This window comes from Pseudodesulfovibrio portus, from assembly GCF_026000375.1.
Classification (GTDB): Bacteria; Desulfobacterota; Desulfovibrionia; order Desulfovibrionales; family Desulfovibrionaceae; genus Pseudodesulfovibrio; species Pseudodesulfovibrio portus.
Genome location: NZ_AP026708.1, coordinates 617,391 through 635,391, shown reverse-complemented (window position 1 = coordinate 635,391; position 18,001 = coordinate 617,391). Strand labels below are relative to the sequence as shown.

The window sequence follows — 18,001 nt, the reverse complement described above, 5'->3', positions numbered from 1 at the left end:
ATATCCCTATGACGAATGATGTGAAAAAAGCGCGGCTGGCGGTGACCATGCCGAGGCTCAGCCGTTACGGCGGGGCCGAATCCTTTGCCTGGCGTCTGAGCGAGGCCCTGGCCGCGCGCGGTTACGCGGTGGACTTCATCTGCGCCCGGCGCGAGACCGATGCTCCCGAGGGCGTCAATCCCGTGGTCCTGGGCCGGTTCGGCGTGTTCCGCCTGATCAAGGTCCTGTGGTTCGCCTATGCCGCGGACAAGGCGTGCAGGCAGGGGAACTACGACCTGGTGTTCGGCATGGGCAAGACCCTGAACCAGGACATCCTGCGCATCGGCGGCGGCCCCATCACCAAGTTCTGGGACCTGTCCCAACTCGCCTGGCCCGAAGGGTTTGCCCGTTCCTTCAAGATGCTGCGCCGCAGGTTGTCGCCGGGCAACTGGGCCATCCGCGTCATCGACCGCATCCGTCTCAGGCGCACCCCGCGCGTGGTGGCCGTGTCCCACCTGGTGCGCGACTGGATCGTGGAGGCCCACCCCTACCTGAAGAAAGAGGACATCGACGTCATCTACAACAAGCCGGACCTGTCCCGTTTCTCGCCCATCGGCGAACAGGGGCGCAACCGGCTGCGGGCCACCTGCAACGTGTCCGAATACGAGGTGGTCATCGGCACGGCGGCCACGAATTTCGCCCTCAAGGGCATCCGCCATCTGGTGGAGATGATGACCCTGCTGCCCGAGCATTTCGTGCTGGGCGTGGCCGGGGGCCGCAACCCGGACAAGTACCTGCGCCTGGCGCGCGAGCTGGGCGTGGAGAAGCGAATCCGCTTCCTGGGCAGGGTTGACAACATGGTCGATTTCTACCGGGGTGTGGACATCTTCGTGCTGGCCACCTTCTACGACGCCTGCTCCAACGCCGTGCTCGAGGCCCTGGCCTGCGGCTGCAAGGTGTTGTCCAGCTCCATGAACGGCAGCGCCCGTTTCCTGCCCGAGCGCTGGGTGTTTCCCGATCCGTCGGATACGCGCAACCTGGCCCGCCTCGTCCGCGAGGTGGCCAAGGAGGACCGTCCCGAGCCGTTCGTCTGGCCCGAGGACGTGCCCTCCGGCTTGGAGCCGTTCGTGGAGATGGTCGAGAAGACCCTGGCCGAAAAGAAATAATTTGCCGCAAATGAAAAGGCCGGAGCCAATGCTCCGGCCTTTTCTTATTGCCTTTTGAGGACCTGGTCGAAGTACTCGATGGTCTTCACCAATCCCTGCTTGAGCGGTATCGTCGGTTCCCAGTCGATGGCCTTCCTGGCCAGGGAAATGTCCGGGCGGCGCTGCATGGGGTCGTCCGAGGGCAGGGGCTTGAACACGATCTTGGACTTGCTGCCCACTTGTTCGATGACGTTCTCGGCAAGCTCGCGGATGGTGAATTCGTCGGGGTTGCCCAGGTTCATGGGGCCGGTGAATTCGTCGGGCGTCCGCTCCATGAAGCGGACGATGCCCTCCACCAGGTCGTCCACATAGCAGAAGCTGCGGGTCTGGTCGCCCTGGCCGTAGACCGTGATGTCCTCGCCTCTCAGAGCCTGGACCACGAAGTTGGAGACCACCCGGCCGTCGTCCATGGCCATGCGCGGGCCGTAGGTGTTGAAGATGCGGCCCACCTTGATGCGCAGGGCGTGCTGCCGGTTGTAGTCGAAGAAGAGCGTCTCCGCGCATCGCTTGCCCTCGTCATAGCAGGAGCGCAGGCCGTTGGGGTTGACGTTGCCCCAGTAGTCTTCGGTCTGCGGGTGCACGGTCGGGTCGCCGTAGACCTCGCTGGTGGAGGCCTGGAATATCTTGGCCTTCACGCGTTTGGCCAGGCCGAGCATGTTGATGGCCCCGTGCACGCTGGTCTTGGTGGTCTGCACCGGGTCGTGCTGGTAGTGGATGGGGGAGGCCGGGCAGGCCAGGTTGTATATCTCGTCCACTTCCACGTAGAGGGGGAAGGTGACGTCGTGCCTGATGATCTCGAAATACGGGGATTCCAGGAGGTGGACGATGTTGGACTTGCTTCCGGTGAAGAAGTTGTCCACGCATATGACTTCGTGTCCCATGACCAAGAGCCGTTCGCAGAGATGCGAGCCGAGGAACCCGGAGCCGCCGGTGACGAGTACGCGTTTTTTCTTCATGTCCGCCTAATTGCAAGAAAAAGGCCGGGGCGTCAATAAGATTGAAAAAAAACAATTTTCACAATGTGTTATTGTATTCAGTCGGTGAATGAAACAGTGATTTCCCGTTGTGTGAGAGGGGAAACGGGTTCAAATGGTTGACGCCGGTGGGCCTGCGTGCGAAAAGCGGATAAAGACAAACTAGTTATAGGTGTTTTCGATGATAACAACGATTGTTGAATGCCTTTCCGGGGCCCGGAGGGCCAAGGGCTTGGTGGTAGTTATCGACGTCTTCCGCTCCGCTTCGGTCGGTTGCTACCTCGTGGAACAAGGCGTTGGGGAGTACCTCGGCGCCGAGACCCTTGACCAGGGGCGTCAATTGGCCGCCGAACGGGGCGGTCTGCTCCTCGGAGAGCAGCAGGGCGTGCCGTTCGAGGATTTCGATCTCTTCAATTCCCCGTCCCTGCTGGAAGGCAAGGACCTGGCCGGAAAGACGGTGGTCCATTCGACCAATGCCGGTATCCCGGGGTTGTTCGCCTGCGCGGACGCCGACGAGGTGATCACCGGTTCCTTCGTCAATGCCGGGGCGGTGGTGCGCTACATTCGGAGCCGCGACCCGGAGCAGGTGACCTTGGTGGCAGTGGGCACCGGCGGCGACATCCGCGCCCAGGAAGACATGATGTGCGCCATGTACATAAAGAATGAGCTGGAAGAGTATCCGAACAGCTTCGAGACTCTCCGGTCGTTTCTGGCCAATGTGGACAGCGCCGAGATGTTTTTCGACGAGTCGAGGACCGATGCGCCTGAGCGGGATTATGAGTTGTGCATGGACATCGATCGATTCGACTTCGTGCTCAGGGGGGAACGGCTCGAGTCCGGCGGTATGGTTTTGAAAAGAATCAATGTTGAACTTGGCGAAAGTGCCTAGGGTACTGAAATGACCGATCCGCAGAAAGTCCTCGCAGTCGATGATTCGAAAACCAATCTGGCCCTGTTGAAACACATGCTCTCGGATGTGGGTTGTGAGGTCGTCACCGCCGAGAGCGGCCAGGAGGCCATCAGGTTGGTTGGGGAGACCCACTTCGCCCTGATCCTGCTCGACATCCAGATGCCGGAGATGAACGGCTACGAGGTCGCCTCCCGGATCAAGGAGATCGAAAGGGGAAGGCACGTCCCCATCATCTTCATCACCGCTATTTTCCAGGACGACGAGAACGTGCGCCAGGGATATGAAACGGGCGCCATCGACTACCTGTTCCGCCCGGTGGACGTCCATATGCTGACGAGCAAGGTCAAGGCCTTTCTCCAGATGCATGAGCAGAAGGTCCTGCTTGAAGAGGAAATCGAGCAGCACCGGCGCACCGAGGCGGCCCTGAGCAAGGCCGAGGAGAAGTACCGGTCCATCTTCGAGCGCGCCGTGGAGGGAATATTCCAGTCCACCATGGAGGGGGAATTCCTGGAGGTCAACCCGGCCATGTTGCGGATACTCGGCTATGAAACGGCCGAAGACCTGGTGGGCAAGCCCCGCATGTGGGCTGCGGTAATGGCCGACAACGAAGAGCGCCAGGCCTACGAGGAAATCTTCAAGCGCGACGGCGAGGTCCTCAAATTCGAATTTCACGCCAGGCGTCGTGACGGTGAGGTCATCTGGTGCTCGGCCAATACCCGGGTCGTAACCGAGCCCAACGGGTCCTGTTTCATCGAGGGCGTCCTGGAAGACATCACCGAACGCAAGAACATCGAGCTGGAACTCAAACGGCTGGCCATGGTGGACAGTCTGACCGGCATCGCCAACCGGCATCGGTTTTTCGACCGCCTCGAGCACGCCCTGGCCGTTGCCAAGCGGTATGACGAGACCCTGGCCGTGCTGTTCATCGATCTCAATGAATTCAAGCAGGTCAACGACACCTACGGCCATCAGGCCGGCGACATCCTGCTCCGCGAGGTCGCTGAACGGCTGCAGGCGCGTACCCGCGAATCCGACACCCTGGCCCGCATCGGCGGCGACGAGTTCGGCCTGCTGCTGACGGGCCTCAACGAGAGTGACGGCGCCATCTCCGTGACCCAGAGCCTCCTGCAGGTCATGCAGGAGCCCTTCAGCATCCACGGCGACGCCGTCACGGTCAGCGCCACCATCGGCATCAGCCTTTACCCGGACGACGGCAAGGACCCGGTCACGCTCATCAGCCGTGCCGACGCCGCCATGTACGGGGCCAAGAACACCTGCAAGGCCCAGTTCGGCACCTTCGCCGACTGCGGCGTCGCCAGGCAGGCCGAATAGCTTCATGCCCGGTTCCGTCTCATGAAATTCAAACGATGCATGGTCATTCTGATGATTGCCGTCGTTCTCGTCGGCGGTGCGGTGTTTTTTTTATTTCATGAGGATTGCGATCGGCTGCCGGATGCGGATGCCGTCCGCGATGCTGAGAAGTTGGTAAAAGTTCATATCCACCCAGGTCACAAATATAGCTTCGATGTAATGGAGGTGGGCGTCTATCAGCATCTGGACCGGTGCTATACATACGACGTCATCCCCGAGGAGATGTTGGGTGGCCTTTTGTTTCAGGGAATTCACAGGCCTCCTGCCGGAACTGCGGTGGAGTTTGAGATGTTTGCCCCGGCCAGGGTGTATTTCTTTTTTCATTATACCGTGGACGGCGGTTACACTCAGATTATGCAATCGCTCCCCGAGTGGAAACTGATCGAGAAGGCTCCTCAGTACGACATCCACAATGGAGAGCATGGGTTGCGCATGACCATGTACACCCTGGATGCCGAGCCTGGAGTGTACCGCATCCCGCCCACCACACGCCCCAGGGCGTGCTACAACATTGTTTTTGTCCCCCGGTAGAAAGGAGCTCCCTTTCCCTTCCGCCCAATCACGCCGCTCAATTCCTTATTCGTCTCTTCCTGCTTTTTTTGGGCACGACTGCGGTGAGGCCTTTCGCCTCGTTTTCCTTACGCGACAGTCGGAAATTCAGCTCGCAACAATTAGCTTTGCCGCATTTATCGCGACATTCTATAGAGGGTGTCAGAGTCAAGAAAATTACATACTTATGAGGTAGGTACTTAGCGAAAAAAAGAGCAAGGTGCTTGACTTACCCTTTATTTAGGGGCATGGAGTTCGTTAACTCTCGGAAAAAAGTGTTTTCAGAGTTTTACGCAATTTTCAGCCAAAGGATGGGGTATGGTTTTCGACTGGCTACATTTTGCTATCGTTCTGTTTTTGCTCGCCGGCCTGCTCTTTGCCGTCGGGCCCTTAATCCTAGCAGTGCTGCTCAGCCCCAAAGCACGGGGCGGGGATGTCGGTATGCCGTACGAGTGCGGCATGGTTCCCTATGGCAGCTCGTGGTCGAGGTGGGGCGTTTCCTATTATGTATACGCCCTGATCTTTCTCGCCTTCGATGTTGATGTCCTTTACCTGTTTCCGGTTTCCGCAGCCTACGGCGACGCCGAAGGCGTGGTTCCCTTTGTAAAGGTTTTCATCTTCCTGTTATTTCTTATTCTTTCCGTCATTTATTTTTGGGCGAAAGGGGTGTTTACATGGCCGCGCAGGATTCAGTAGTGCAAAAGGAGTATCTGACGGCGGGCAACCATCATATGGACCCGCCCATCGTCAACCTCCAGTTGGCCCAGGACATTTTCGACGTCTGTCGATCCATGTCCCTGTGGCCCATGACCTTCGGGCTTGCGTGCTGCGCCATCGAGATGATGGCCACCGGCATGGCCCGGTTCGACATGGCCCGGTTCGGGGCGGAAGTCTTCCGGCCCTCCCCGCGTCAGTCGGACGTCATGATCGTGGCCGGCACCGTGACCAAGAAGATGGCTCCTTCGGTCGTCCGGCTGTATGAGCAGATGCCCGGACCCAAGTGGGTCATCGCCATGGGCAACTGTGCCATTTCCGGCGGTCCTTTCAAGATCAAGGACAACTACAACGTCATCGAGGGCGTGGATACGCTGATTCCCGTCGACGTGTACGTTCCCGGCTGTCCGCCCAGGCCCGAGGGGCTCCTGGAAGGTTTCTTCGAGCTGCAGCGCCTGATAACCGGCAAACGTTGGTGGCCCGTGGCCGCCAAGGTGGAGGGCTAGGATATGTTGCAAGTGCTTGAAGGCGTGGCGACCCAATGCGTCGCCAAACAGGACAAGGGTGCGACCGGGCACGTCTGGTCCGTTTTCCTGGCACCCGGCCAGATCGTCAAGGCCGCCAGGAAGCTGTATGAAGCCGAGTATTCCCTCGAAGACGTCCTTGCCATGGACTTTGAAGAGGGATTTTTGGTGCACTATCATTTTAATAGGTGGAACGTTGAGGAACGGATCGTGCTCCGGGTCCTCGTCAGCCGGGACAACCCGGTGGTCCCGTCCATCGCTTCCATTTTCCAGGGTGCCGAGTGGCATGAGCGGGAGACCCGCGACTTCCACGGCATCAACTTCGAGGGCAATCCCAATCTCGTGCCGCTTCTGATGCCGGCCGAGGACGTGGACGTCCATCCGCTGGTCAAGACCGACAAGGTTCGCAAGTCCATCAAGGACGTGCTCAGCCTCGGCGAGGTCGTGACCTGCTCTGCGGAAGTGGAGGCATTGTTTGCAGCTGAGGAGGAGGCCGAGGAGGCCTCCGATGCGTAGGCCGGGGCAACCGGTCGGTATTAAAAACCGGACTGAGAGTATATGTCGGCTTACCAAAATTTAGAACAGATGAAGGGTGACTTCTACACCCAGAAGTTCGAGGCCGGAAAGCAGGACGATACCTTGATCATCAACATGGGTCCGCAGCATCCGTCAACGCATGGCGTTCTGCGAATCGTGATCGAGGTGGACGGCGAATACATCGTCCGCGCCGAACCCGTCTTGGGTTACCTGCACCGCATGCATGAAAAAATGGGCGAGACCCAGACCTGGGGAGGCTTCATCCCCAACATGGGTCGCGTCGACTACGGACACGCCATGGCCTGGAACTGGGCCTACGTGGGCGCGGTCGAAAAACTGATGGGAATCGAGATTCCCGAAAGGGCGGAATACCTTCGCGTCATCATGACCGAATTCAACCGCCTGACTTCCCACCTGTTGTGGTGGGGGGCCTACATCCTCGACCTGGGCGCGTTCACCCCGATCATGTACGCGTTCGATGATCGTGAGATGTTGCTGGACATCCTGCAGAGGCCGTCGGCCTCCAGGCTGACCTACAGCAATTTCCGCGTCGGCGGGGTCCAGATGGATCTCGACGACAAGTGCATCGAGATGATGAAAGCGTTCATCCCGCACTTCAGGGAACGGCTCCCCATGTACAAGGACCTCGTCACGGACAACATCATTCTGCGTCGGCGCATCGAGGGCATCGGCATCATGGATCAGGACATGTGCCGCCGCTACGGCTGCACCGGTCCCGTGGTCCGCGGTGCGGGCGTTCCCTACGACCTGCGCAAGGACGAGCCGTACTCCGTGTATGATCGCTTCGACTTCGAAATCCCCACGCAGGATTCCTGCTGTTCGGCCGGGCGTTACCTGGTTCGTGTCGCGGAGATGGAGCAGTCCATGCGCATCATCGAGCAGGCTCTGGAGCAGCTGGACTCCGCCGAAGGCAAGCATATCGTGGACAAGGCTCCCAAGCCGTCCATGAAGCCGCCGGCGGGCGAGGCGTACTTCAACGTGGAAGGCGCACGAGGCAAGATCGGCATCCATGCCGTTTCCGACGGAAGCAAGGTCCCTTACCGCGTCAAGTTGCGCGCACCGGGCTTTTCCAATCTGAGCGCGTTCGCCGAGGCTGCCACGGGCACCATCCTGGCCGACGCCGTCGCCATCCTGGGAAGCCTTGACCTGATTATCCCCGAAATCGACAGGTAGGTAGGATCAATGAACGTATTCATGCAATACATATTGCCGCTGATCATCGCCGCCGTCGCCTCCATGGTCTGGCTGGGCATCAACGCCTTGGTGTGGGTCTACTTCGAGCGCAAGTTCGCGGGCCACATCCAGCGTCGTCCCGGCCCCTTCGAGGTCGGCCCCCACGGCACTCTTCAGCCGCTTATCGATGGTTTGAAACTCATGGGCAAACAGCTCCTGACCCCGGACAACGCGGACGCCGTCCTCTACTGGCTGGCCCCGATCCTGTCCATGATCCCGGTGCTGCTGCTCTTCATGCCCATCCCGTACGGCCCCATGCTGACGGGAATGGACGTCAACCTCGCCCTGCTGCTCATCCTGGCGTTCTCCAGCTTCAACGGGCTGGCCGTCATCCTGGCAGGCTGGGCCTCCAACAACAAATGGGGCGTTCTCGGCGCGGCCCGTGCCGTCTCCCAGACGGTGGCCTACGAGATTCCGCTGCTGCTGACCGTATTGGCCATATCCTTCATGACCGGCTCCCTGAGCCTGGTGGACATCACCTCCATGCAGGCCGGGCACATCGGCAACTGGATCATCTGGAAGCAGCCGCTGGCCTTCATCATCTTCATTATCGCCATGTTCGGTGAGACCAACCGCGCACCGTTCGACCTGGCCGAGGCCGAGTCCGAACTGACCGCCGGTTTCCATACCGAGTACTCATCCATGGGCTTCGGCCTCTTCTTCATGGCCGAGTACGGCTACATGGTCGTCATGTGTTCCGTGTGCTCCGTCCTGTTCCTGGGCGGGTTCCACGGGCCCATCCCCGGCATCGAGGGGTGGTGGTGGATGCTCATCAAGACGTACGCATTGCTTTCCTTAATGGTCTGGGCTCGTTGGACCTTCCCCCGCGTTCGGTTTGACCAGCTGCTGAACATCAACTGGAAATGGTTGCTGCCACTGGCCACATTCAACCTGTTGGCCACAGCGCTGATCATGAAGTTGTAGGGGGATAATTATGGGTAAATTCAAAGAAAATGTAATTCAGCCGATTCTCGACTGTTGGAGCCTGCTCGTCGGGCTGAAGATCACGGGCAAGTACTTCTGCAAGCCCCTGATCACGGTTCACTATCCGCGTCAGGTCATCGACGACGAGAATCTGCAGACATACGGTGGGCATGTCGAGCTTATCGGCAAGCCCAAGGACCCGGCCACGCCCAAGTGCATCTCCTGCATGATGTGCGTGACCAACTGCCCGAGCAGATGTCTGACGGTCGTCAAGCAGAAGGCTCCCAAGCCCACGCCGGAAGAGGAAGCGGCCATGAAGGCCGCCGAGGAAGCAGGGGAAAAGGTCAAGAAGCCCAAGGCCCCCAAGAATCCGGCCAAGTTCAAGTACGACTACACCTTGTGTTCGCTGTGCGGCACATGCATCGACAACTGCCCGGCAAAGTCGCTCAAGTTCTCTAATAATGTGTATTGGGTCGCGACTTCCCGGAAGGAGATGAAAATCGATCTTCTCGCCCGGCTCAAGGAGCAGGCCAATGAAATGCCTGCGGCTGCTCCGGCGCCCAAACCCGAGGCCCCGGCCGCGGCGGAGAAGGAGGCGTAATATGGAAGTCATGGCAAAAGTGGCATTTGGCGTTTACACCCTCGTCATTCTCGGCGGGGCCATACTCGCCGTATCGAGTTCCAGCCTGGTCCGCGCCCTGGTCGGCCTGATCACGACGCTGGTCGGCGTGGCCGGGATGTACCTGCTGCTGGCAACGCCGTTTATGGCCTTCATGCAGCTGCTCATCTACGTGGGCGCGGTCTCCGTCCTGATCTTCTTCGCGGTCATGCTGACCCGCGCGGAGAAGGGCGGCGACGAATCCGGCAAGGCCCCCATGAAGACCTATGTATACGGTCTGGCGGCGACCCTCGCCCCGGCGGCCCTTCTGGGCTGGCTGGTCATGAAGAAGCCGGTCGACTCCGTGGCCGTTCCCGTCGAGGTGACCATCAAGCAGCTCGGCGACGGCCTTTTGGGATCGTACTTCCTGCCCTTTGAGCTGATCTCGGTCATCCTCATGGTAGCCATGTCCGGAGCCGTGCTCCTGACCTGGGAAAAGAGGGGGAAGAAATAGATGAGTGCTCTGACCCTGTATCAAATCGTATCTTTGCTGCTCCTGTGCGCGGGCCTGTTCGGCCTCACGCAGCGCCGGAGCCTTGTCGGCATGCTGATCTCGGTGGAACTGATGCTCAACGGCGCGGGGCTGTCCATGGTGGCGGCCGCGCAGCTCACGGACTTCAGTGCGGTCCTCGGCCAGCTCGGCACCCTGTTCGTCATGGGGCTCGCCGCAGCCGAGGCCACGCTGGTCCTGGCCATGATCGTCGTCGTCGCACGGCGATTCAAATCCGCCAAAACCAGTGACATCACTACTTTGAAGGAATAGCTATGGAAGGCGTAACTATAAATAGTCAAATTCTTCTGCCGGTGGTGATCACTCTGCTCGTGCCGCTCTTCATCTACCTCGGAAGGGGAGAGGAGAACCGGCGCGAGGCGTTCAGCTTCATCGGCGCGTTTCTGGCATTCGGTTCCGTCGCCGCGATGATCCCGAAAGTCCTCGCCGGCCAGGTCCTGTATTACAAAGTAACCACCATTCTCCCCGGCATCACGATAGCCTTTGCGGCGGACGGGCTGGCCATGGTCTTCGCCCTGATCGCCACGTTCCTCTGGTTCCTCGTGACCAGCTACAACATCGGCTACATGCGGGGACTCAACGAACATGCGCAGACCCGGTACTACATCTGCTTCGCGGTGGCCATTTTCGGCGCCGTGGGTGTGGCCCTGTCCGCCAACGTGTTCACGCTGTACCTCTTCTACGAGGTCATCACCGTGTTCACGTACCCGCTGGTCTATCACCACGAGGACCAGGAAGCCAAGGTGGGGGCACGCAAGTACATCGTCTACCTGATGGGTACTTCCAAGCTCTTCCTCCTTCCGGCCATGGTGTTGACCTACGTGCTGGTCGGCCACCTGGACTTCAATCTCGTGGACATCCAGAACGGCATGTTCCCGCCCGACGTCATCGCCGAACACCCCAGGCTGGTCGCCATGACCTACTGGCTGTTCATCCTCGGCATCGGCAAGGCGGCGCTCATGCCCTTCCACAACTGGCTGCCTTCGGCCATGGTCGCGCCCACTCCGGTCTCGGCCTTGCTGCACGCGGTGGCCGTTGTTAAGGCGGGCGTGTTCTGTGTCAGCCGCATCGTGCTTTCCGCCTTCGGCACCAAGACCGCTGCGGCCCTGACCATGAGCCAGGTCTACATCGGTTCGCCGGGCTCCTGGCTCGGAGACCTGTCCGTCGGCCTGGGCACGGCCTACATAGCGGCCTTCACCCTGACCGTGGCCTCGTTCATCGCCCTGACCAAGGACGACATCAAGGCCCGGCTGGCCTATTCGACCGTGGCCCAGCTCTCATACGTCGTCATCGGCGTGACCATGCTGGTGGATTCGGCGGTACAGGGCGGCATCATGCATATCGCCCACCACGCCTTCTCCAAGATCACACTCTTTATGGCCGCAGGCGCCATTTATGTCGCCTGCCACCTGAAGAAGATCAGCCTCATGGACGGCCTGGGACGGAGGATGCCGCTGACATTCGCTGCCTTCGGTATCGCTTCGCTGTCCATGATCGGCATGCCGCCGGTCTGCGGCTTCGTCTCGAAATGGTATCTGGTCAACGGCACGCTCGACGCGCACCAGTGGCCGCTTCTGGTGGCGCTGCTGCTGTCCACCGCGCTCAACGCCGGCTACTTCGTGCCGATCACCTACCGCGCCTTCTTCAAGAAGCCCGCGCCGGAGGCGAACATCGGCCAGTTCAACGAGCCGTCCCTGACCATGGTCATACCGCTGTGCATCACGGCGTTCATCTCGGTGTTCTTGGGTCTGTATCCGCAGACTTTCCTGAACTTCGTCAACGTCTTCGGCAAGTTCTAGGGGGAATATATGAGTCAAAATGGATTGGGCGAGCTGCTCGCCAAATGGAGAGACAACTGGAAGACATGGCGAATCATCTTTTTCGTCGTGCTCGGAGTGCTCCTGGTGCTCAATGTTCCATTTGTCACGCATCATCCGCACTTCGGTCTCGATAAGTACCCCGGGTTCTTTGCCGGATTCGGTCTTATCGTGGGGCTGGGCATGGTCATCATCATGAAGAAGGTCATCCAGCCGTTCATTGCCCGCAAGGAGGACTACTATGGAGACTAGCGTGTTCTACCATCCCTCCATGGCCTTCCTTGCCTTTGCCCTGCTGGTGCCGTTCGTCCCCACACAGTTGTGGATGAACAAGGCATTCAGGGGCGCGTTGGCCCTCATCGCGCCGCTCGTGGCCCTGTACTCGATCTTCACGGTCGTGCCGGGCAACTACGGGGCCATCGAATACCTCGATCAATCCCTGCTCCTGGGGCGCGTGGACGCTTTGTCCATCGTCTTCGGTCAGGTCTTCGCCATCATCGCCTTCATCGGCGCAATATACGGTATGCATGTCGAGGACAGGGGACACTTCGTCTGCGGATCGCTCTACGTGGCAGGCGGCTTCGGCTGCGTGTTCGCTGGGGATTTGCTGACGGTCTTCCTGTTCTGGGAACTCATGTCCATCGGTTCGACCTTCCTCATCTGGCAGGCGCGGACCAAGGAGTCGGTGGGGGCCGGTTTCCGGTACTTCCTCTACCACACCGTGGGCGGCCTGTTCCTGCTCGGCGGCCTGCTGCTCAAGTACAAGGCCACCGGCAGCTTCGCCTTCAACGCGGTTGACCCTGCCGGCGCGCACCTCTACGACTGGCTGATCCTGGCCGGATTCTGCGTCAACGCCGCCGTGGTGCCCCTGCATGCATGGCTGCCCGACGCATACCCCCGGGCTTCGGTTGCCGGTGCGGTGTACATGTGCGCCTTCACCACCAAGACGGCGGTCTACGTCCTGGCGCGCGGCTTCGCGGGCTGGGAGGTCCTGGCCATCGCCGGTACCTGCATGGCCGTCTTCGGCGTGCTCTACGCGTGCATCGAGAACAACGCCCGGCGCATCCTGTCCTACCACATCGTTTCCCAGGTCGGTTACATGGTCGCGGGCATCGGCATCGGCACAGCCATGACGCTCAACGGCGCCGTGGCCCACGCCTATGCCCATATCCTCTATAAGGGGCTGCTCTTCATGGGCACCGGCGCGATCCTGTACTCGGTGGGCACTGCCAAGCTCGACAAGCTCGGCGGCCTGGCCACCAAACTCCCCTGGGTCATGGTCTGGTACATGGTTGCGGCCCTGTCGATCTCCGGCATGCCGCTGTTCAACGGATTCATCTCCAAGACCATGACCATTGCCGGTGCGGCGGAACATCACCGCACCATCCTGGCCCTGTGCCTGGAAATCGCCGCCGTAGGTACGTTCATCTCGGTGGGCATCAAGCTCCCGTACTTCGCGTTCTGGGGCGGAAAAAAGGAATACACGGGCGAGATCAAGCCCATCCCGGTCAACATGTACGTGGGCATGGCCATCTGCGGCCTGCTCTGCATCGCGCAGGGCGTCTATCCCCACATGCTCTACCAGTACCTGCCGTTCCCGGTCGAGGGACATCACTTCGTTCCCTGGACCGTCGACAAGGTCATCAACTCGGGTCTGTTGCTCGGCTTCTCCGGCCTGGCCTTCTACCTGACCCGCGAGATCATCACCCCGCACGCGAAACTCAACCTGGACTTCGACTGGTTCTACCGCCTCATCGGCAAGGTGACCATGAAGGCGGTCTGCTGGCCGGTGTCCAAGGTGGACGACGTCTGGACCGAGGTCTACCGGACCGTGGGCCTGCGTTCGCTCATCGGCATGGGTGACGGCACTTCCTGGTTCGACAAGAAGGGCATCGACACGGTGGTGGACGGATCCGCCTACACCGTCAGGAACATCGGCAGGCTCGGGGCAAAGGCCCAGACAGCGAACCTGCAGGATTACCTGGCGTGGGCAGCCGTTCTTGGCTTGGGCATCTTCGCCCTGGTATGGTACTTCGGCTAAGCCGGACAATCTAAGGAGAGCAAGTTTTGGACTTCGGATATCCGGTACTCACAATATTGATTGCATTCCCGTTGATTGCGGCGTGCGGACTCTTCTTCCTGCGGGCTCCGCAGGTGGTGAGGTACTACACCATGGCGGCCTCGCTCATCGAGTGCCTGCTGGCCATTCCGCTGATCAACTTCCAGTTAAACGCTGATTTCCAGTTCGTCGAGCAAATCGACTGGGTCCACAAATGGGGACTCCAGTACTACCTCGGCGTGGACGGCATCAGCATACTCATGGTCCTTTTGACCATCGCGGTCCTGCCGCTGTGCGTCATGTGTTCCTGGACCTACATCGGCAAGCGCGAGAAGGAATTCCACTTCTGTCTGCTGTTCATGACCTCGGCAGTGCTCGGCGTGTTCTGCGCACTGGACCTGGTCCTGTTCTACGTGTTCTGGGAAGCCATGCTCATCCCCATGTACCTGCTGATCGCGGTCTGGGGCGGCGACGAGCGCAAGTACGCTTCGCTCAAGTTCTTCCTGTACACCCTGGCGGGCTCGACCCTGCTGCTGGCGGCCATCGTGGCCTTCCGCATCACGGGCGGCACCTTCTCCATTCCGGAACTCATGGAAATGAACTTCAGCTTCCGCTTCCAGTTCTGGGCCTTCCTGGCCATGGCCCTCGCCTTTGCCATCAAGGTCCCCATGTTCCCGTTCCACACCTGGCTGCCCGCAGCGCACGTCCAGGCGCCTTCTGCCGGTTCCGTCATCCTGGCGGCGGTCCTGCTGAAGATGGGAACCTACGGTTTCCTGCGCTTCTGCCTGCCGCTGACCCCGGCGGCCAGCGAGTACTTCGCCCCCATGATGATCGCGATCTCCATCGTGTCCATCCTGTACGGCGGAGCCATTGCGCTCGGCCAATCCGACATCAAGAAGCTGGTCGCCTACTCCTCGGTGGGCCACATGGGCTTCGTGACGCTCGGCATCTTCCTGTTCAACCAGCGCGGCGTCGAAGGCGCGCTCTTCCAGATGCTCAACCACGGCATCGTCACGGGCGCGCTCTTCATGATGATCGGCTGCGTCTACGAGCGGAGCCACAGCCGCGACATCTCCAAGAATATGGGATTGGGCAAATACCTGCCCGCCTTCATGTTCTTCTGGGGCCTGATGGCGCTGGCGTCCTTCGGTTTCCCCGGAACCAACGGGTTCGTGGGTGAAATCCTGGTCTTCGTGGGTGCGTTCCAGCACTCCACCATCATCGGCATGCTCTGCGTGCCCGGTGCGCTCCTGGCGGCAGCATACATGTTCCGCGTTTCCCTGAAGATGGCCTGGGGCAAGCCCAGTACGGCCGCAGGGTGGCGGGATCTCAACGCCCGCGAGTGGGTCTACCTGACCATTCCCGCGGTGTTCGTCTTCTGGATCGGCCTGGCACCCACGCCGTTCTTCAAGGTCATCGATCCCTCCGTGGACAAGCTGCTGAATGACTTTGACAAGCGCAAGGTCGCGGTTGTCGAATCCGAGCAACCGCTGCAAACCGCTGCCGCGGACGTGTTGAACGTCCTGGCAGGAAAGAAATAGGGGGCATCCGTCGTGAACTTCAATCTCACAGCACTTGTCCCGGAACTGTTCTTCCTGACCCTGGTACTGGTTCTCATGATCCAGTCCCTGGGCGACAGGAACTGGCAACCGCCGGTCGAGAAATGGCTTCCGTTCGGAGCGGGACTCGCGTTCTTCGTCTCCATAACGGGGTTCGGCCTGCACGGCACCATGTTCTGGGACGTTTACAAAGTGGACCTGATGTCCCAGTTCTTCAAGATCGTCATGGCGTTCGGCTTCTACGTGGTCGTGCTCAACGCATCGCGCCAGCCGACCCTTGCTGAAGGAAAACGGGCGGACTACTACATGCTGCTCGGCTTCTCCACGCTCGGCCTGATGCTGCTCGCCTCCGCAGTCGAGCTGATCACCATCTACCTGGCATTGGAACTGGCATCCTATTCCATGTACGCCATCATCCCGCTGCGCGCCAAAGACAAGGGCGCTGCCGAAGCGGGCATCAAGTACATCCTGTTCGGCGCGGTGGCAACGGCCCTAGCCCTGTACGGCTTGTCCTACATCATGGCCGCCCAGCACACCACGCACATCGCCGAGCTGATGGACAAGTCCTGGGCGTTCGCCGAGAACCCCATGGCCGTTGTCGGCCTCTCCCTGTTCCTGGCCGGCATGTTCTTCAAGCTGGCCCTGTTCCCGTTCCACTTCTGGTGCCCCGACGTGTACCAGGGAGCGAGCAACGAGACCGCCGCGTTCGTGGCCACCATGCCCAAGCTGGGCGCCATCGTGGTCCTGTGCCGCCTCGCCGTGCTCCTGAAGCCCGGCCTGGAGATCACCACCATCCTGGCGGTGCTCGGTGCATGTTCCATGACCTTCGGCAACCTGTCGGCCCTGGCGCAGACGGACCTGAAACGCCTTCTCGGCTTCTCGTCCGTGGCCCATGCGGGTTACATCATGGTCGGCCTGGTCTCCGGCACCCCCGAGGGCATCGGCGCAGCCGCTTTCTACGGCCTGGCCTACCTGCTCATGAACCTGCTCGTGTTCTGGATCGTCAGCCGCGTGGCCTCGGACGGCCGCAACCTGAAGCTGGCCGACCTGAACGGGCTCTATAAAAAGGCCCCGGTGCTGGCGTTCTCGCTGGCCGCCGGTGCTTTCGCCCTTGTCGGCCTGCCGCCGACCATGGGCTTCATGGGCAAGTTCTTCCTGATCACCTCCGCCTGGGATCACGGATACAACTGGCTGGTCATCACCCTGGTGCTGAACTCGGCCATCGCCATCTACTACTACCTGTCCCTGTTCCGGCACGCCTTCACTGAAGAGAAGGTTCCCGGCAAGGTCGCGGCCCCGGACAACGGCTGGTTCGCTTCCGCAGGCGCGGGCATGCTGGCCGCTGCGGTGCTGCTCATCGGCATCCTCCCGGCCCCCCTGTTCAACTTCGCCATCCGCGCGGGCGAGTCCCTTTACGGCATCGTCCACGCCGTGGGCGGCGCAGGCCACTAGGCCCATCGCGCAACCGATAAACCAGCCCGGTTCGGCCTACGCCGAACCGGGCTTTTCGTTTGTGGCGTCGCGACTTTCCATGCCGTACCGGGGCGAATTGTACCATAAAATCAACACGAAGCATTGTTCAGCCGAAATATTGCCGACACGATACGGTTCTGATTGCCTTTCTCGTTTTGTGCCGATACCGTTGTTATGGAGCAATTTTGACAAGGGTTGGTAGCTGATCATGGGTAAAAGGGAAAAGGCATCGTTGACCAGGGTCACCCTGCGGGGAGTGGGGAGCAAGCTGTGGGGATCCGCAAAGGATCTCCTGCCCATCGTCCTGGTGATAGCGTTCTTTCAGTTGGTGGTCCTCAGGCAGCCGTTGCCCGATCTGGGCGAAGTCCTGTTGGGCACCGTGCTGGTCGTGGTCGGGCTGACCCTTTTCATCCAGGGGCTGGAGATGGGTTTGTTTCCCATCGGCGAGGCCATGGCCCACGCGCTGGCCCGAAAGGGCAGTCTTTTCTGGCTGTTGACCTTCGCCTTTGCCCTCGGTTTTTCGACCACCGTGGCCGAACCGGCGCTTATCGCCGTGTCTGCCGAGGCGGCCAGCATCGCGGCGGACGGGAACCTGATCGCCTCGACCCAGAAGGCCATGGGGCAGTATGCCCTCGGCCTGCGCCTGTCCGTGGCCGTGTCCGTGGGCGTGGCCATCCTGGTGGGCGTGCTCCGCATCCTGCGCGGCTGGCCGGTCCAGTATCTCATCATCGGCGGGTACGTGGTGGTCATGCTTCTGACCCTGATCGCTCCCGAGGAAATAATCGGCATCGCCTACGACGCAGGCGGGGTGACCACGTCCACGGTGACCGTGCCGCTGGTGGCGGCCCTGGGCGTCGGTCTGGCCTCGATCATCAAGGGGCGCAGCCCGCTCCTGGACGGCTTCGGGCTGATCGCATTTGCTTCACTTTTGCCCATGATCTTTGTCATGGGATACGGTCTGGTAGTATTCGGGTAGGCGGAAC

Annotated in this window: 19 protein-coding genes; 18 read left to right on the top strand and 1 reads right to left on the bottom strand. The window is 60.4% G+C overall.

Annotation, left to right across the window (positions count from 1 at the left end; translation table 11 throughout):
- Positions 1–8: 8 nt before the first annotated feature.
- On the top strand, positions 9–1,145 hold the full coding sequence (locus OO730_RS03215; protein WP_264983141.1) for a glycosyltransferase family 4 protein: 1,137 nt from the start codon (positions 9–11) through the stop codon (positions 1,143–1,145).
- Positions 1,146–1,189: 44 nt separating this feature from the next.
- On the opposite strand, the gene OO730_RS03210 is transcribed toward OO730_RS03215, so the two are convergent.
- The gene (locus OO730_RS03210; RefSeq protein ID WP_264983140.1) at positions 1,190–2,140 is read right to left on the bottom strand and encodes a UDP-glucuronic acid decarboxylase family protein; all 951 of its coding nucleotides are present in this window, start codon (positions 2,138–2,140) and stop codon (positions 1,190–1,192) included.
- A gap of 250 nt (positions 2,141–2,390) precedes the next feature.
- Between OO730_RS03210 and OO730_RS03205 the strand changes: the two genes are divergently transcribed.
- From OO730_RS03205 to OO730_RS03125, 17 genes are all read left to right on the top strand, one after another.
- Positions 2,391–3,047, top strand: coding sequence for a 2-phosphosulfolactate phosphatase (locus OO730_RS03205; RefSeq protein WP_264983138.1), 657 nt, complete (start codon positions 2,391–2,393; stop codon positions 3,045–3,047).
- A gap of 9 nt (positions 3,048–3,056) precedes the next feature.
- Positions 3,057–4,400, top strand: a complete 1,344-nt coding sequence (locus OO730_RS03200) for a GGDEF domain-containing response regulator (RefSeq protein WP_264983137.1) — start codon at positions 3,057–3,059, stop codon at positions 4,398–4,400.
- 21 nt (positions 4,401–4,421) lie between these two features.
- The gene (locus OO730_RS03195) at positions 4,422–4,970 is read left to right on the top strand and encodes a hypothetical protein (RefSeq protein WP_264983136.1); all 549 of its coding nucleotides are present in this window, start codon (positions 4,422–4,424) and stop codon (positions 4,968–4,970) included.
- A gap of 336 nt (positions 4,971–5,306) precedes the next feature.
- Complete coding sequence (locus OO730_RS03190) at positions 5,307–5,684, top strand: NADH-quinone oxidoreductase subunit A (RefSeq protein WP_264983135.1); 378 nt, start codon at positions 5,307–5,309, stop codon at positions 5,682–5,684.
- Positions 5,663–6,208, top strand: coding sequence for an NADH-quinone oxidoreductase subunit B (locus OO730_RS03185; protein WP_407681904.1), 546 nt, complete (start codon positions 5,663–5,665; stop codon positions 6,206–6,208). The genes OO730_RS03190 and OO730_RS03185 overlap by 22 nt, the downstream gene beginning before the upstream one ends.
- Before the next feature lie 3 nt (positions 6,209–6,211).
- Positions 6,212–6,742 (top strand): NADH-quinone oxidoreductase subunit C, encoded by a 531-nt coding sequence (locus OO730_RS03180; RefSeq protein WP_264983134.1) that lies wholly within the window; start codon positions 6,212–6,214, stop codon positions 6,740–6,742.
- A gap of 42 nt (positions 6,743–6,784) precedes the next feature.
- Entirely contained in the window at positions 6,785–7,957 is a 1,173-nt protein-coding gene (locus OO730_RS03175; protein ID WP_264983133.1) for an NADH-quinone oxidoreductase subunit D, read from the top strand.
- Positions 7,958–7,978: 21 nt separating this feature from the next.
- Positions 7,979–8,941 (top strand): NADH-quinone oxidoreductase subunit NuoH, encoded by a 963-nt coding sequence (gene nuoH, locus OO730_RS03170; protein WP_407681903.1) that lies wholly within the window; start codon positions 7,979–7,981, stop codon positions 8,939–8,941.
- A 10-nt stretch (positions 8,942–8,951) separates the two neighbouring features.
- Positions 8,952–9,542 carry a 4Fe-4S binding protein gene (locus tag OO730_RS03165; protein WP_264983131.1) on the top strand — a complete coding sequence of 197 codons (591 nt, stop codon included), beginning with the start codon at positions 8,952–8,954 and terminating at the stop codon, positions 9,540–9,542.
- A gap of 1 nt (position 9,543) precedes the next feature.
- Positions 9,544–10,053, top strand: a complete 510-nt coding sequence (locus tag OO730_RS03160) for an NADH-quinone oxidoreductase subunit J family protein (RefSeq protein ID WP_264983130.1) — start codon at positions 9,544–9,546, stop codon at positions 10,051–10,053.
- Entirely contained in the window at positions 10,054–10,362 is a 309-nt protein-coding gene (gene nuoK / locus OO730_RS03155) for an NADH-quinone oxidoreductase subunit NuoK (RefSeq protein WP_264983129.1), read from the top strand. It begins immediately after the preceding gene.
- Positions 10,363–10,364: 2 nt separating this feature from the next.
- Complete coding sequence (locus OO730_RS03150; RefSeq protein WP_264983128.1) at positions 10,365–11,909, top strand: monovalent cation/H+ antiporter subunit D family protein; 1,545 nt, start codon at positions 10,365–10,367, stop codon at positions 11,907–11,909.
- A gap of 9 nt (positions 11,910–11,918) precedes the next feature.
- Positions 11,919–12,179 (top strand): hypothetical protein, encoded by a 261-nt coding sequence (locus OO730_RS03145; protein WP_264983127.1) that lies wholly within the window; start codon positions 11,919–11,921, stop codon positions 12,177–12,179.
- Positions 12,169–13,968, top strand: a complete 1,800-nt coding sequence (locus tag OO730_RS03140) for a Na(+)/H(+) antiporter subunit D (protein WP_264983126.1) — start codon at positions 12,169–12,171, stop codon at positions 13,966–13,968. Before OO730_RS03145 ends, OO730_RS03140 begins: the two co-directional genes overlap by 11 nt.
- A 26-nt stretch (positions 13,969–13,994) precedes the next feature.
- The gene (locus tag OO730_RS03135) at positions 13,995–15,527 is read left to right on the top strand and encodes a complex I subunit 4 family protein (protein ID WP_264983125.1); all 1,533 of its coding nucleotides are present in this window, start codon (positions 13,995–13,997) and stop codon (positions 15,525–15,527) included.
- A gap of 12 nt (positions 15,528–15,539) precedes the next feature.
- Positions 15,540–16,997: an NADH-quinone oxidoreductase subunit N gene (locus OO730_RS03130; protein WP_264983124.1), complete on the top strand. Its 1,458-nt coding sequence runs from the start codon at positions 15,540–15,542 to the stop codon at positions 16,995–16,997.
- Between the two features lie 229 nt (positions 16,998–17,226).
- Positions 17,227–17,994 carry a DUF1538 domain-containing protein gene (locus tag OO730_RS03125; protein WP_264983123.1) on the top strand — a complete coding sequence of 256 codons (768 nt, stop codon included), beginning with the start codon at positions 17,227–17,229 and terminating at the stop codon, positions 17,992–17,994.
- The last annotated feature ends 7 nt before the right edge of the window (positions 17,995–18,001 follow it).

Coding starts and splice junctions, on each gene's coding strand:
- OO730_RS03215 (WP_264983141.1), top strand. CDS start 9: ATGACGAATGATGTGAAAAAAGCGCGGCTGGCGGTGACCATGCCGAGG.
- OO730_RS03210 (WP_264983140.1), bottom strand. CDS start 2,140: ATGAAGAAAAAACGCGTACTCGTCACCGGCGGCTCCGGGTTCCTCGGC.
- OO730_RS03200 (WP_264983137.1), top strand. CDS start 3,057: ATGACCGATCCGCAGAAAGTCCTCGCAGTCGATGATTCGAAAACCAAT.
- OO730_RS03195 (WP_264983136.1), top strand. CDS start 4,422: ATGAAATTCAAACGATGCATGGTCATTCTGATGATTGCCGTCGTTCTC.
- OO730_RS03190 (WP_264983135.1), top strand. CDS start 5,307: ATGGTTTTCGACTGGCTACATTTTGCTATCGTTCTGTTTTTGCTCGCC.
- OO730_RS03185 (WP_407681904.1), top strand. CDS start 5,663: ATGGCCGCGCAGGATTCAGTAGTGCAAAAGGAGTATCTGACGGCGGGC.
- OO730_RS03180 (WP_264983134.1), top strand. CDS start 6,212: ATGTTGCAAGTGCTTGAAGGCGTGGCGACCCAATGCGTCGCCAAACAG.
- OO730_RS03175 (WP_264983133.1), top strand. CDS start 6,785: ATGTCGGCTTACCAAAATTTAGAACAGATGAAGGGTGACTTCTACACC.
- nuoH (WP_407681903.1), top strand. CDS start 7,979: ATGCAATACATATTGCCGCTGATCATCGCCGCCGTCGCCTCCATGGTC.
- OO730_RS03165 (WP_264983131.1), top strand. CDS start 8,952: ATGGGTAAATTCAAAGAAAATGTAATTCAGCCGATTCTCGACTGTTGG.
- OO730_RS03160 (WP_264983130.1), top strand. CDS start 9,544: ATGGAAGTCATGGCAAAAGTGGCATTTGGCGTTTACACCCTCGTCATT.
- nuoK (WP_264983129.1), top strand. CDS start 10,054: ATGAGTGCTCTGACCCTGTATCAAATCGTATCTTTGCTGCTCCTGTGC.
- OO730_RS03150 (WP_264983128.1), top strand. CDS start 10,365: ATGGAAGGCGTAACTATAAATAGTCAAATTCTTCTGCCGGTGGTGATC.
- OO730_RS03145 (WP_264983127.1), top strand. CDS start 11,919: ATGAGTCAAAATGGATTGGGCGAGCTGCTCGCCAAATGGAGAGACAAC.
- OO730_RS03140 (WP_264983126.1), top strand. CDS start 12,169: ATGGAGACTAGCGTGTTCTACCATCCCTCCATGGCCTTCCTTGCCTTT.
- OO730_RS03125 (WP_264983123.1), top strand. CDS start 17,227: ATGGGTAAAAGGGAAAAGGCATCGTTGACCAGGGTCACCCTGCGGGGA.